Origin of the sequence: Streptomyces sp. NPDC058469 (genome assembly GCF_042721125.1) — a bacterium.
GTDB lineage: Bacteria > Actinomycetota > Actinomycetes > Streptomycetales > Streptomycetaceae > Streptomyces.
Genome location: NZ_JBHXME010000005.1, coordinates 50,438 through 64,229, shown reverse-complemented (window position 1 = coordinate 64,229; position 13,792 = coordinate 50,438). Strand labels below are relative to the sequence as shown.

Sequence of the window (13,792 nt, the reverse complement as noted above, 5' to 3'; positions counted from 1 at the left end):
TGTCGCGCCTCGCGCGGAGACTGACCCCCTCCGGGCAGTCGCGCGCCCGTCCCGCCTAGTGCGGCGCCCGTCCCCCTTCGTGCAGCCGCGCCCACTCCCCGCGCTTCACTCCCGCCTCGCCCCCGCCGCCCCGCCGTTTAGAGCGTCAGCAACATAGCGACCATGCCGATCCCCATCGACAACCGGCACGCCCGCGCCAACTCCGGCCGGTCGCCCCAACCGACGCTCCCGGTGCCGACGGCCACGCCGCTGACCGCTCCGGTGACGGGCACCAGCCGGATGCCCGACAGCAGCACGTATCCCACGAAGTAGAGGAGCAACGCGCCCGTCACGAGCGGCACTCCGGAATCGCCGTGCTCGTGGTGGTGCGGGGGCGAGGCAGCCATCGCGAGCGCCATGTAGACCATGGCCGCGGTGCCCAACAGATGGTGCACATGGTGCGGACTCCTGCGCGCCGACCACAGGGCGCGCAGCGCCGCCGCGCCGAACACCGCCGCGTAGGCGGGCCACGCCCACGACGGCGGGGTGAACACCGCGGCGGGCACGGCCATCGCGGCCATGCCGAACCCCATCAGTGCCTCGCCGCCCGCGGCCCGGCGCTGTTCCTCGACGGGGCTGCGCATCCGCAGCAGGCAGTAGGCCCCGGTCGCCGCGCACAGCGCGACCAAGAGCCAGCCGGGCGAAGCCGGTCCACCGTGCACGCGCATCCCCCCTGGTCCACGTCCTGGTCTACGTCTGCTCCGCGTCTGCGTCTGCTCCGCGTCTCGGAAGATCGGCCGGGCGCACCTGCCCTCCCGTCCCCCGCCTCACTCTCCGCCGATGTTCGGTCACAGGATGCCCGTGCCGCACGGGGCGCAACCAAGCGCAACGGTGTACACGGGGAGCATTCGGCGGAGTGCGGCAGCCCGGTGGCGCCTCGGCGGCATGCCCGGTGGAAATGTTTCACGAGTAAAACACCTGCTAAACTTACTTCCATGAGCAGTGCGACCCCCACCCCCACCCAGCGAGTCCGACATCTTCCGCTCACCGGCGTGCTGCGCCTCGGCCGGCCCTCCGACATCTGGTTCAAGCCCGCGCTCAGCGCGGTCGCCTCGGTCGCCCCGCCCAACCTGACCCTGCTGGCCCTCGGCCGCCTCGACCTGGCGATGTACACCATGGCCGGCTCTTTGTGCGCGCTCTACGCCCACAACAAGCCGTACGCCGCCCGGGCCCGCGCCCTGGTCTGGGTGGTGCTCGGGATGATCGCCGGTCTCGCCGTCGCGCTGGTCACGGCCTCGCTCACCACGAACGCCGTCGTGCTGGTCACGGTCGGCGCCGCCCTGGCCGCCGTACAGAAGGGACTGTGCGACGCGACCCGGATCGGTCCGCCCGGCAACGTGGTCCTCACCTTCATCAGCTCCGCCTCGCTCTTCGCACCGCAGACACTCGGCCAGGTCCCCGGCCACCTCGCACTGGCCGCCGCCGCGGGCGTCTGGGCCTGGCTCGTCGGCATGGCCCCCGCACTCGTCCGCCCCTACGGCCCCGAGCGCCGCGCCACGGCCCAGGCCCTGAACGCCGCCGCCACGTACGCCGCCACGCGCGGTACCGGAGAGCACGCGCGGGGCGCCGCAGACGGCCACGCACGCAGCACCGGAGGCGCCCACGCGCCCGGTACCGAAGACGGCCATGCACCCGCCCCAGGAGACGCCCCCGCACCCGGCACCCATGGCGCCCCCGCCCCCGAAGACACCGCCCCCGCACGCGCGCGTGCCACCGCCGCAGCCGCCATCCACGGCGCCTGGCAGTCCCTCCTCGCCACCGGCGCCCGCACCGCACCCCGGCGCGCTCTCGAACGCCTCGTCGTCCGTGCCGAGGTCGCGCTCGCCGCGCCGGCGGACGCCGATCCGGAGCGGCTGCGCAGCTGGGCCCGCGAACTGCGTGGCAGGGGACCGGTCCCGCAGACCGACGTCTCGGCGGGCGCCGTAGACGAACTGCTCGGTGTGGACGCCGAACTCGCCGTCCCCGTCCGCCCGTTGTGGACCAGGCTCGGTCCGCTCACCCCCCTCATGCTGCGTACGGCGCTCGGCTGCGCGCTCGCCGGATACGCCTCCCTCGCGCTCGGTGTCGGCCGCCCCTACTGGGCCCTCGTCACCGCCGCCTCCCTCTACCAGGCCAACATCACGCTCACCTGGGGACGGGGCGTGCAGCGGGTCGTCGGGAATCTCGCCGGGGTGCTCGTCTTCGCCGCGGTGGTCCCGCTCGCCCACGCCCACCCGGCGGCCCTCGTGCTGTGCTGCCTCGCCTTCAACTTCGGTGCCGAGGCGCTGATCGGCCGCAACTACTGGCTCGGCAGTGTCTGTGTGACCCCGATGGCGCTGCTCATCACGGAGTTCGCCCGGACGCAGCAGCCCGGTGAGCTGATCACCGAGCGGGTCGTCGACACCCTCGTCGGCGCGCTGGTGGGCCTCGTCGCCGCGGCCGTCGTCACCAACCGGCGCGCGACCGACCGTATCGAGGAGGCGCTGACCGCGGTGGAACGGGCCCGCGAGCGGGCCGCGCGCCTCCTGGCGGAGCCGGCTCCCGCGCGCGGGGCCCTCGATTCCGCGCACCGCGCGCTCGCCGCCGCGCTGGTCGAACTGCGCGCCACCGCCGACGCCGCGTCCGGCGAGTGGTGGCAGCGCGCGCTGCCGCAGGAGCGGGTCGTGCTCGCCGAACAGTCCGGACACCGTACGCTCGCCGCGACGGTACGACGCCGGGAGTCGCACTCCTGGCCGACCGGGGATCGGCGCACGGGCGGAAAGACGGAGGGCGTACGGGGATGACGGCAATGAACGGACGGCCGGTTGACGGGGACGGTGCGGCTCGCCCAACCCCTCCGAGTGTGACCCGGAGCGACACCGTCGCCGCCGTCGTCGGGCAGTGGCAGGCCGTGCACCCCGACCTCGACACCGGCCCGATGGAGATCATCGGCCGGATCAACCGGTGCGCCGCCCTGCTCCAGCAGGCCGAGGACGCGCCCCTGCGCCGGGCCGGGCTCAGCCGCCCCGAGTTCGACCTGCTCGGCGCGCTCCGGCGCACCGGGCACGAGCTGACGCCGAGCGAGCTGACCCGTGAGACCTTCTCCTCGGGCGCCGCCGTCACCAAGCGCCTCAAGCAGCTGACCGAACGCGGGCTGGTCGAGCGCCGCGGTGACACCCGCGACCGCCGCGTCGCCCACGTCCGCCTCACGGACACCGGCCGCGACCTCGTGGACGCGATCCTCCCCGAGCAGCTCGCCTACGAGACCACCGTGCTCGCCGGTCTGGACACCCCGGGGCAGGGCGAACTCGCCTCCCTGCTGGGTGAGTTGCTGGTCCAGCTGGAAGGCCGACTGGGCATGCTGCGCGTCTGAGGCCGTACGCGGGCGTCGACAGACCGTTGACGCGAGTCGCGTGATCTCCCTACGTTCGATCAAGCCGGTTCGGGACGCCGACTGGCGTACGACATGTCGAACAAGGGATTGATGTCGTGGCAGCCGAAACCTCCGCCGCTCCTGTTTCCGGGAACCTCACCATCGACCTCGGTACCGACACGGGCCCCTTCCATGGAGGCGCGAGCGGCACGCTCTACGGCCTGTACGGCGACGGCGTCCCCAGCCGCAACGCCGTCGAGGGCATGTACGTCCGCACGGTCTCCACCAAGGCCCAGGACGGCACCCAGCACCCGGGCGCCGACGCCCTGGAGATCCTGCGCCCGTTCGTCGAGGCGGGCGGCAAGGACGTCTACGTCTACATGACCGACATCTACCGCGGCTTCCCCTACGAATGGCCGGGCGACACCGGAGCCGAGCGCCTCGCCGACTTCACGGCCCGCGTCCGCCGCCAGGTCGAGCAGGTGCTGACGCTCGGCGCGTACAAGTCCCATGTCGTGTACGTCCCCTTCAACGAGCCCGAGGGCAACATGTTCGGCACGGGGGAGTGGAGCTACGACCAGGTCTCCTGGCGCACCGACCCGGGCCACTACTTCACCGCCTGGCGTGACATCTACCGCCTCATCAAGGAACTCGACCCCGGTGCCCGCATCGCCGGCCCCAACACCTGTCTCCTGTACGACGAGGTCCGGGGCTTCCTGGAGTTCGCCAAGGCGGAGGACGTACTGCCCGACGTCATCACCTGGCATGAGCTGACCTCGCCGGACGAGATCCGCACGAGCGTCGCCAAGTACCGTGCGCTGGAACGGGAGTTGGGCATCGGCCCCCTGCCCGTCAACATCAACGAGTACGCCCACAACTACCACTTGTCCGTCCCGGGCCAGATGATCCAGTGGATCGCCGCGATCGAGGAGTCCAAGGTCGACGGCGACATGGCGTACTGGAACATCGACGGCAACCTCAACGACTCGGTCGTGGAGGCCAACAAGGGCAACGGCCAGTGGTGGCTGTTCAACGCCTACGGGCAGTTTACGGGCAACACCGTCCGGGTCACCGCGCCCCACCCCAACGTCCAGTACACGCTGCAGGGCGTCGCCGTGCTCGACCGTGCCAAGCGGCAGGCGCGGGTACTGCTCGGCGGCGCGGGCGGCTCCGCGGACGTCGTGTTCGAGCACGTCGACTCCGAAGTCTTCGGTACGACTGTCCATGTGCGGTTGCTGGAGATTCCCTGGACGGGGCAAGTCGGCGCCTCCGCGCAGCCGTTGCGGCTGGCGGACCATGAACTCCCCGTCGTGGAGGGCAAGGTGACGCTGCGTCTGGTCGGCCTGGAGGCGATGTCGGCGTACCAGGTGATCCTGTCCCCGGGTGGTGAGGGAGCCGTGGCGCTGTCGCCCTCGGTCGGCTGGCGGCGCTCGTACCAGGCGGAGGACGCGGCCTACATCGGTGACGGCCACTCGCTGAACGGGCCCGAGGGGTCCCCGTCCGACGTCGACAAGTTCGCCGGCTCGACCGGCTACCACGTGGGCGGACTGCGCACCGGTTCCGACGGCGTGCTCGTCTTCTCCGTGGAGGTCCCGCGGGACGGGACGTACGACGTGAGTGTCTTCGCCAACTCCCACAACCTGGCCGACGCGGTGCGCGAGCAGGGGCCCACCAATGTCTTCCTCCGTGTCGACGGCAGCCACCCGCAGGAACTCCGCCTGCCGCTCGGCTACAAGTGGGCGGTGTGGGGTCACACCGACACCCGGGTCGAACTGACCGCCGGCGCGCACACGATCACCCTCGCCGCCGAGGACCCCGACCTCGGTGTCACGCGGGGCGACGCGGTCGTCGACCGGCTCGGCCTCGCCCTGCGCGACGACCAGGTGACCGCACCCGCGCTGTACGACGCCGAGTTCGCGGTCCTGGGCGGTGGCGCTCGCGTCGACTACGCACAGCGCGGAGCCTCCGGTCCCGGTGTCGCCGTACTGCCGCGGGGCGGCACCGCAACCTTCTGGGTGCACGCGGCGGACGACGGGGAGGCGACCGTGACCATCGATCGGATCGGCCTCGGGGAGGGCGAGTTGACCATCAACGGCGAGAACGTGGGGATGGTCGGCGAAGTCGACAGGGGGATTGCCGGTGGAGGTGACATGGGGATTGCCGGCGGAGATGACATGGAGATCGTTGAACGATCCTATGTTCCCCTGTTCCTCGCGTCGGGCATCAACAAGATCACCATCGCCGGCACCTCGGACCGACTCGTCCTCGACCGTCTCCAGGTAGGTCCTTCACGCGGCCTCCTCCCCACCTCGACGCACCCGGCTGAGGAAGGCACGACGACCGGCAGCGCCCGGGTCACCGGCGCCCACACGTTCGCCACGGGCGGCAAGGCGGTCGACGGCATCGGCGGCGGCGCCGCGAACGCGCTCACGCTCACCGTGACGGCGGAGCGGGCCGGACGCCACGCGCTCACGATCCGCTACTCCAACGGCGAGCAGGCACCCGCCACCCACTACAACCCGGACCCGGTCTGCCGCCACGCGGACATCGCGGTCAACGGGGCCGCCCCGCAGCGCGTCCTGTTCCCCACCACCTTCCACTTCAACAACTTCCACGACCTCTCCGTCCCCGTCACCCTCGACCAGGGCACCAACACCCTCACTTTCACCGCCGACGAACTCCCGGACCACGACGGCCACTCCAGGAACCAGTACGGCCAACGCTCCGCGTACGCGCCGGTGATCGACCGGGTGACGGTGACGCGGTTGGCGTGAGGGTGAGGGCGGGAGGAGGGGAGGCGGGGGCGCCGCCTCAACCCTCCTCGCCCGCCGCATACACCCCGAACATCGCCCCCTGCGGATCCCGCAGCACCGCGATTCGCCGTACGTCGGCGATGGACGTGGGCTCCATGACGACCGCGCCGCCCGCCTCCGTCGCCACGGCAGCGGTGGCGTCGACGTCCGACACCGCGAAGTACGGCAGCCAGTGCGGAGGCACCTCCGGTGGGAACTTCGCGTCCATCGTCATCATGCCGCCGAAGTCGGCGCCGTCGATGCCCCATTGCGGGTAGTGCTCGGAGGGACGGACGGTCCAGCCGAACACCGTCGTGTAGAAGGTCTCGGCCCGCTCGGGCGCCCGCGTCAGCAGCTCCACCCAGCCCAGCGCGCCGGGCGCGTTGAACAACCCGGCGCCCGGGAAGGTCCGCGCCTGCCACATCTGGAACGCGGCGCCCCCCGGGTCGAGGGCGACCGCGAAGCGCCCGATGTCGAACACGTCGATCGGTTCCATCAGCAGCGTCCCGCCCGCCGCCCGCACCTTCTCCGCCGTCGCGTCGGAGTCCGTCACCGCGAACGACACGTTCCACGCCACCGGCTGCGACTCCTGGAACAGCGGCGTCAGCGCGGCGACCGCCGCGTCCCCGATGTGCGCGAACGTGTAGCCGCCCGCCTCCGGCCGGGGATCGGTCTCCGGACGCCAGCCGAACACGTCCGAGTAGAACCGCTTGGCCGCCTCCAGATCACTGGTCCCGAGCTCGGTCCAGCAGGGCCCGCCGGTCACCGGCCTGTCGAGCTTCATGGCGTTCCTTCCGCAGAAAGCTCCCCTCCCAGCACGCTAAGCCCGGGCCGCGACCCCGGCCATCCGGCACGGAGAAGGGCGCCACAGCCGCCGTAGACCCAAGACCTACATCCCCGGCCGGTACCTCAGCGGATGATCCGCCGGCACCTCCACCAGTGCGATCCGCGTCCCGTCCGGATCCGAGATCCACATCTCCACCAGCCCCCAGGGTTCTTTCACCGGCGGCCGTACGATCTCGACCCCCTTCGCCCGCAGCTCCTCGTGCGCGGCCTCCGCGTCCGCGACCTGCAGCCACAGCTGTACGGCGGGGGAGGGCGGGGTGTCGGAGCGTCCGGAGACCTCCAGGAACCCCCCGCCGAGGAAGTAGACGGTCCCGCGTTCCACACCTGTGCCGAACTCCCGGTAGACGGGCAGGCCCAACTGCTCGCCGTAGAAGACGCGGGATCGTTCGGGATCGGTGGAGCGCAGCAGGATGCGGCTGCTCAGTACATGCACCATGCGGCCGGAGCCTAGTCGCAGGGGCCGCGTTACTCTCGTCTCTGCCTGAGCCGCGCCCTGATCGGAGTTGTGCACCATGGACACCGCCGCCACCGGACTGACCTTCCGCGACGCCACCGACGCCGATGTGGACGCCTTGGTCGTGTTGATCGAGTCGGCCTACCGGGGTGACGACAGCCGGGCCGGTTGGACCACCGAGGCGGACATCCTCGAAGGGCAGCGGACCGACCCCGAGGGCGTGCTGCAGGTCATCAAGTCGCCCGACAGCCGACTGATGACCGTCGAGCGCGACGGCCGCGTCGTGGCCTGTTGCCAGCTCGAACACCGGGGCGAGCACGCGTACTTCGGGATGTTCGCCGTCAGCCCGCAGCTCCAGGGCGGCGGCCTCGGCAAGGTCATCATCGCGGAGGCGGAGCGCATGGCCAAGGAGACCTGGGGGGTGCGGGAGATGCACATGACCGTGATCTCCGTACGCGACGACCTCATCGCCTGGTACGAGCGCCGCGGCTATCGCCGTACGGGCCGGATGACCCCGTTCCCGTACGGCGACGAGCGGTTCGGCATTCCGCAGCGCGACGACCTGCAGTTCGAGCTGCTGGTCAAGGAACTCGCATAGCCGTTACGGCCGTTCCATCCGCTACGCCGTGAAGCGGCCCGTGCGTTTGATCTCCGGGTAGTCGGTGGTCGCGCCGTCCAGCCCCAGGGCGCGTACGAGCCGCAGCTGGTCCTGTGTGTTCACGACCCAGCCGATGATCTTCAAGTCCGCCTTGCGGGCCGCCTCGACGACCTCCAGGGTCAGCCGGCGGATGTTGAGGCAGACCGTCTCGGCACCGGCCTCGGTGGCGCGTTCCACCACGTCGGGGCCGAAACGGCTGGCGATCAGCGCGGTCCGTACGCCGGGCACCAGGCGGGCGATCTCGGCGATCGCCTCGTCGTGGAACGAGGACACCTCGACCCGTTCGACCAGGTTCCGCCGGTGCATGACCTCGGCCAGCGCCCGTGCCGCCGCCAGGTCCTTGATCTCGGCCTGGACCGGCGACTTGACCGCGTCCAGGACCTCTTCGAAGACCGGTACGCGCTCGCCGCGGCCCGCGTCCAGGGTGCGCAGTTCGCCGAGGGTCCGCTCGGCGATCGGGCCGGTCCCGTCGGTCGTACGGTCCACGTCGGCGTCGTGCATGACGACGAGGGCGCCGTCCTTGCTCAGATGCAGATCGAGTTCGATGACATCGAGGCCGGCCTGCTCGGCGGCGACGAAGGAACGGAGAGTGTTCTCGGGTTCGAGACCCATGACTCCGCGGTGACCGATGGTAAGGAAGTTCAAGGTTCAACTCGCTTCCGTCGACGGCGGCTCGGCACGCGCGCGCGGGCGCGGCCGGACACCGGCGTCCACGCGGCAGAGCCGCAGCCTAATGGCCGGGCCCGGCGATGTACCCGCGCGTACACGGTGGATTGGGGGTGACGGCCGGGGTGTACCTGGAGCGTACTGCGCGATGCCGTCACCCGGCCGTGGGCGAGTCCGGCGGCCGTTGACCGAAACCGCCCCTCGGTAACAGGAGCTCGCCCGTCTACCCCGCCACAGCGGAAGTAATCGTCTTCTTTGTGTCCGGCAGGAAAAAGAGCGGTGACGGACAGGGGGTGCAGGATGATTTGCGGAGCCTTGCCTTGCTAGGGGAAACCATGAACGCATACGGTGTCCAGACGCGAGGTTCTCCCGTGGAGGATGGGATATGACGGAAATTCTTGTGCAGGTGGGTTTTGAGGAGCGGTTTCCTCCCGTGACCAGGGTGGTGGAGCATCCGGCGTGGCCCGTGCTCAAGGATGCCGTGGAGCGGATCCGGCCATGGCAGTCGAAGGACGGCTCGATCGACTTCGCGGCCGAGGGCGCCCCGGGCCGCGCGGAGGCCGAGTCCGCCGTGCGCCGCGTGACGAGCGCCGTCGAGGAGCTTTCCCCGCTGCTCCCGCATGACGCGGCCTACCACGCCGCACTTGTCAGGGATCTGGCGCAGTGGGCCGACGACGGCTTCCAGGTGCCCGACTTCCTCGACTCGCTGCTGGCCTTCCAGCCCGCCGCGAACCGCCGGGACGGACTCCAGCACTTGGTCGTCTTCCCGATGTACACGCAGAACGGCAACCCGGACCGCAACCTCGAAGCGGTCGTCCTGCGCATGGTCTGGCCCGACTGGCTGGCCGAGCTGGAGGCGACCCGCTACGACAATCCGCTGTTCTGCGGCATCACCTTCGAGGACTTCACGTCCGGCTACGACACCAACTCGGCCGTCCTCTTCCCGGAGACCATCGCCGTACGGCAGGCGCCGGAACGCTTCTCCTGGGGTGGCATCTTCTGCGACCGCGAGGCCGCCCGCTTCCGCCGGGTCACCGAGGCCGCCGTCGACATCCTGGGCATGCGACTGCCCGAGGACGTCGCCACGATGGTCGACGACCAGAAGCGCTGCGAGGAGGCCTTCGTCCTGTGGGACATGGTCCACGACCGCACCCACAGCCACGGCGACCTGCCCTTCGACCCGTTCATGATCAAGCAGCGCCAGCCGTTCTGGATGTACGGCCTGGAGGAGCTGCGCTGCGACCTCACCGCCTTCAAGGAGGCCGTGAAGCTGGAGGCCGACGGCGTCCCGCAGGCCCGTGACGTGCAGTACGCGGTCCTCTGCGACCGCATGTTCCGCTTCCCGGTCACCGGCGAACGCGTCCGCAACTACGACGGGCTCGGCGGCCAGCTCCTCTTCGCCTACCTGCACAAGCACGACGTCGTCCGCTGGACCGACAACAAGCTGCACATCGACTGGCAGCGCGCCCCCGAGGTCACCAACCAGCTGTGCGCCGAGATCGAGGACCTCTACCGCGCGGGCATCGACCGCCCCAAGCTGGTCCACTGGTTCAAGGCCTACGAGCTGGTCGCCGGCTACCTCGCCCCGCACCCGGGCTCCCGCTGGGCCAAGGGCCCGGACGCCCTGGATCTGAGCCAGCCGCCGCGGAAACTCGTGGATGACGTGCTTCCGGACGAGTTTCCGCTGAGCATGTTCTATGAGGCACTCTCCAAGAAGCTGAAGAACGTGATCGCCTCGACCAAGGGGATTCGTGTGGAGAGCGCCGAGCAGGTCGCCGCGTGAGCGACCGCACGACAGAACTGGCTCAGGAGGCGAGGACCATGGGGAACGGGGCGCTCAACGGCGCGGTGATCGCGGTGGCCGGAGCGGGCGGGCCCGCGGGCCGTGCCGTGCTGCTACGGCTGGCCGAGGCCGGCGCGACCGTCGTCGGCGCGGACGCGCATCCCGAACGCCTGGCGGAGGCCGTGGACGCGGCCCGCTACGCGCACGGCGGCGCCACCGTCGTCGGGGACACCGTCGACCTGCTCGACCCGCAGGCGACCCGCGACTGGGCCGAGCACATCGAGAAGGACTTCGGCCGTGTCGACGGACTGGTCCACCTCGTCGGCGGCTGGCGCGGCAGCGCGTCCTTCACCGACACCGACCTCGCCGACTGGGACCTGCTGGAGAAGCTCCTCATCCGCACCGTCCAGCACACCTCCCTGGCCTTCTACGACGGCCTGGAGCGCAGCGACCGCGGCCGCTACCTCCTGATCAGTGCCGCCGGCGCCAGCAAGCCGACAGCGGGCAACGCGGCGTACTCCGCCTCGAAGGCCGCCGCCGAGGCCTGGACCCTCGCCATGGCCGACGGCTACCGCAAGGCCGGCGGCGAGGACGGCCCCACCTCCGCCGCCGCCGTCATGGTGGTAAAGGCGCTGGTGCACGACGCGATGCGCGCCGAACGCCCCAACGCGAAGTTCGCGGGCTTCACCGACGTCAAGGACCTCGCCGAGGCCATCGTCGGCGTCTGGGACAAGCCCGCCACCGAAGTGAACGGAAACCGTCTGTGGCTGACCGAGAAGCCGTGAACCCTCCGAAGACCGACGCCCGTCGCCATCACGACCCGGAGATCCGCGGCTTCGCCAGCGACAACTACGCCGGCGCCCACCCCGAGGTGCTCGCCGCCCTGGCCCTCGCCAACGGCGGCCACCAGGTCGCCTACGGCGAGGACGACTACACCGAAAACCTCCAGGGCATCATCCGCAGCCACTTCGGCGCCACGGCGGAGGCCTTCCCGGTCTTCAACGGCACCGGCGCGAACGTCGTCGCGCTCCAGGCGGTCACCGACCGCTGGGGCGCGGTGATCTGCGCCGAGAGCGCGCACATCAACGTAGACGAGGGCGGCGCTCCCGAGCGCATGGGCGGCCTGAAACTGCTCACCGTGCCCACCCCGGACGGCAAGCTGACACCCGAACTGATCGACCGGCAGGCCTACGGCTGGGACGACGAGCACCGCGCGATGCCGCAGGTCGTCTCGATCACCCAGAGCACCGAACTCGGCACCCTCTACACGCCCGACGAGATCCGCGCGATCTGCGACCACGCCCACGCGCACGGCATGAAGGTCCACCTCGACGGCTCCCGGATAGCCAACGCGGCAGCCTCCCTGAACGTCCCCATGCGGACGTTCACCAACGCGGTCGGCGTCGACCTCCTCTCCCTCGGGGGCACCAAGAACGGCGCGCTGTTCGGCGAGGCGGTCGTCGTCATCAACCAGGATGCCGTCAGCCACATGAAGCACCTGCGCAAGCTGTCCATGCAGCTCGCCTCCAAGATGCGCTTCGTCTCGGTGCAGTTGGAGGCGCTGCTCGCCAAGGACCTCTGGCTGCGCAACGCCCGCCACGCCAACGAGATGGCCCAGCGCCTCGCCGAGGGCGTCCGCGCGGTGCACGGCGTGGAGATCCTCTACCCGGTGCAGGCCAACGGCGTCTTCGCCCGCCTCCCGCACGACGTGAGCGAACGCCTGCAGAAGCGCTTCCGCTTCTACTTCTGGGACGAGGCCGCCGGAGACGTCCGCTGGATGTGCGGCTTCGACACGACCGAGGACGACGTGGACGCGTTCGTGGCGGCACTCAAGGAGGAGATGGCCCGCTAGGCCTGTCGGCTCGGAGTCGTGTTGCGGTGTGCATAGATATGCGATCGAATGAAAAGTCATTGACTCTCGGGTGATCGCTTTCCTATGCTCTGCAGCCATGGAGCTGATCCAGAACACCCCCGACCTGTCCGCGTACTTGGCTGCCGACGAGGTCATCGACCACGACCATCCCCTCGTGCGGGAGACGGCCGCACGTCTCGCCAGGAGTGCCGCGGACTCGTATGGCTATGCACGGCTGGCGTTCGAGTTCGTGCGGGACGACATTCCCCACTCGCAGGACTCCGGCGACCCGCGCGTCACCTGGCGGGCCTCCGACGTCCTGGAGCAGGGCACCGGCATCTGCTACGCCAAGGCGCACGCTCTGGCCGCGCTGCTGCGCGCCGAGGACATTCCTACGGCGCTCTGCTACCAGAAGTTCGACGTGGTGCACGGGCTGGTCGCCGTGCGGTTCAACGGGGCCTGGCATCGGCAGGATCCGCGCGGCAACAAGCCGGGTGTGGACGCGCAGTTCTCGCTCGACGAGGAGCGGCTGGCCTTCGTACCCGATCCGGAGTTCAATGAGCTGGACTGTCCGGTCCTGTATGCTGAACCGCACCCGGTCGTGCTGAGCGCCCTCAAGGCCGCCCCCGACCGGTCGCACCTGTGGCAGACGCTCCCGACCACACTCTGAGGCACACCATGACCCTCACCCTGACCGTGTCCGACGAAGTCCGCGCCCTCGCACCCGGGTTCACCCATGTCGCGATCGAGGCCCACGGACTGGTCAACGGGCCGAGCACCGACGCGAGTTCGGCGCTCCTCGACGACGCGGCCCGCCGTCTTGCCGTACGACTGGACGGGCGTGCCCCGCACGAGGACCCGCACATGGTCGCCTGGCGCGAGGTGTACACGGCGTTCGGGTCGAAGCCGTCGCGCACCCGCAACTCGGCGGAGGCGCTGGCCAAGAGGGCGCTCTCGGACGCCGGGCTGCCCCGGATCAATGTGCTGGTCGACCTCTACAACGCCATCAGCGTCGCCCACTTGATCCCGGTGGGCGGTGAGGACACCGACCGCATCCAGGGCGGGATGACTCTCCAACGGGCCGCCGGGGACGAGGAGTTCGTGACTGTCGCGGGCGGCGAGGAGGTCGTCGAACATCCCGACGCGGGCGAGGTGGTGTGGCGTGACGCGGCCGGTGTCACGTGCCGCCGGTGGAACTGGCGGCAGGGGCCGCGCACCAGGCTCACGGAGGAAACGACCTCCGCTGTCTTCCTGTTGGAGAGTCTGGCGCCGATGCCCGTCGCCGACGTCGAGCGCGCGGGCACCGAACTCGCCGAACTGCTGGAGAAGTTCAGCCCCGGGGCGCGGATCACCGTCCACGCCCCGGCGTGA

Annotated in this window: 13 protein-coding genes; 9 read left to right on the top strand and 4 right to left on the bottom strand. The window is 70.5% G+C overall.

Translation table 11 applies throughout. The features are described 5' to 3' along the window. Positions 1-137: 137 nt before the first annotated feature. Positions 138-707 carry a DUF5134 domain-containing protein gene (locus ACFWP5_RS04850; protein WP_384150244.1) on the bottom strand — a complete coding sequence of 190 codons (570 nt, stop codon included), beginning with the start codon at positions 705-707 and terminating at the stop codon, positions 138-140. A gap of 267 nt (positions 708-974) precedes the next feature. On the opposite strand from ACFWP5_RS04850, the gene ACFWP5_RS04845 reads away from it, so the two are divergent. The 3 genes from ACFWP5_RS04845 to ACFWP5_RS04835 all read left to right on the top strand — a co-directional run bounded on the left by ACFWP5_RS04845 (position 975) and on the right by ACFWP5_RS04835 (position 6,144). Then, entirely contained in the window at positions 975-2,801 is a 1,827-nt protein-coding gene (locus ACFWP5_RS04845) for an FUSC family protein (protein WP_384150241.1), read from the top strand. Then, positions 2,798-3,370, top strand: coding sequence for a MarR family winged helix-turn-helix transcriptional regulator (locus tag ACFWP5_RS04840; RefSeq protein WP_384150238.1), 573 nt, complete (start codon positions 2,798-2,800; stop codon positions 3,368-3,370). Before ACFWP5_RS04845 ends, ACFWP5_RS04840 begins: the two co-directional genes overlap by 4 nt. A 116-nt stretch (positions 3,371-3,486) precedes the next feature. Further along, positions 3,487-6,144 (top strand): cellulosome protein, encoded by a 2,658-nt coding sequence (locus tag ACFWP5_RS04835; protein WP_384150235.1) that lies wholly within the window; start codon positions 3,487-3,489, stop codon positions 6,142-6,144. Positions 6,145-6,181: 37 nt separating this feature from the next. Here ACFWP5_RS04835 and ACFWP5_RS04830 read toward each other — a convergent pair whose 3' ends face one another. Both ACFWP5_RS04830 and ACFWP5_RS04825 read right to left on the bottom strand, forming a co-directional pair. Beyond that, the gene (locus ACFWP5_RS04830) at positions 6,182-6,946 is read right to left on the bottom strand and encodes a VOC family protein (RefSeq protein WP_384150232.1); all 765 of its coding nucleotides are present in this window, start codon (positions 6,944-6,946) and stop codon (positions 6,182-6,184) included. A gap of 105 nt (positions 6,947-7,051) precedes the next feature. Further along, positions 7,052-7,444, bottom strand: coding sequence for a VOC family protein (locus ACFWP5_RS04825; RefSeq protein ID WP_384150230.1), 393 nt, complete (start codon positions 7,442-7,444; stop codon positions 7,052-7,054). Positions 7,445-7,520: 76 nt separating this feature from the next. Here ACFWP5_RS04825 and ACFWP5_RS04820 point away from each other — a divergent pair, with 76 nt between their 5' ends. Next, the gene (locus tag ACFWP5_RS04820; RefSeq protein ID WP_384150227.1) at positions 7,521-8,060 is read left to right on the top strand and encodes a GNAT family N-acetyltransferase; all 540 of its coding nucleotides are present in this window, start codon (positions 7,521-7,523) and stop codon (positions 8,058-8,060) included. 21 nt (positions 8,061-8,081) lie between these two features. Here ACFWP5_RS04820 and ACFWP5_RS04815 read toward each other — a convergent pair whose 3' ends face one another. Next, positions 8,082-8,765 carry a glycerophosphodiester phosphodiesterase gene (locus ACFWP5_RS04815; protein WP_384150224.1) on the bottom strand — a complete coding sequence of 228 codons (684 nt, stop codon included), beginning with the start codon at positions 8,763-8,765 and terminating at the stop codon, positions 8,082-8,084. 406 nt (positions 8,766-9,171) lie between these two features. Between ACFWP5_RS04815 and ACFWP5_RS04810 the strand changes: the two genes are divergently transcribed. From ACFWP5_RS04810 to ACFWP5_RS04790, 5 genes are all read left to right on the top strand, one after another. Next, on the top strand, positions 9,172-10,569 hold the full coding sequence (locus ACFWP5_RS04810) for a DUF6421 family protein (protein WP_384150222.1): 1,398 nt from the start codon (positions 9,172-9,174) through the stop codon (positions 10,567-10,569). Between the two features lie 38 nt (positions 10,570-10,607). Next, the gene (locus ACFWP5_RS04805) at positions 10,608-11,354 is read left to right on the top strand and encodes an SDR family NAD(P)-dependent oxidoreductase (RefSeq protein WP_384150549.1); all 747 of its coding nucleotides are present in this window, start codon (positions 10,608-10,610) and stop codon (positions 11,352-11,354) included. Next, positions 11,351-12,421, top strand: coding sequence for a threonine aldolase family protein (locus tag ACFWP5_RS04800; protein ID WP_384150219.1), 1,071 nt, complete (start codon positions 11,351-11,353; stop codon positions 12,419-12,421). Before ACFWP5_RS04805 ends, ACFWP5_RS04800 begins: the two co-directional genes overlap by 4 nt. Before the next feature lie 97 nt (positions 12,422-12,518). Further along, on the top strand, positions 12,519-13,091 hold the full coding sequence (locus ACFWP5_RS04795) for a transglutaminase domain-containing protein (RefSeq protein ID WP_384150216.1): 573 nt from the start codon (positions 12,519-12,521) through the stop codon (positions 13,089-13,091). A gap of 8 nt (positions 13,092-13,099) precedes the next feature. Continuing rightward, the gene (locus ACFWP5_RS04790) at positions 13,100-13,792 is read left to right on the top strand and encodes a B3/4 domain-containing protein (RefSeq protein WP_384150212.1); all 693 of its coding nucleotides are present in this window, start codon (positions 13,100-13,102) and stop codon (positions 13,790-13,792) included.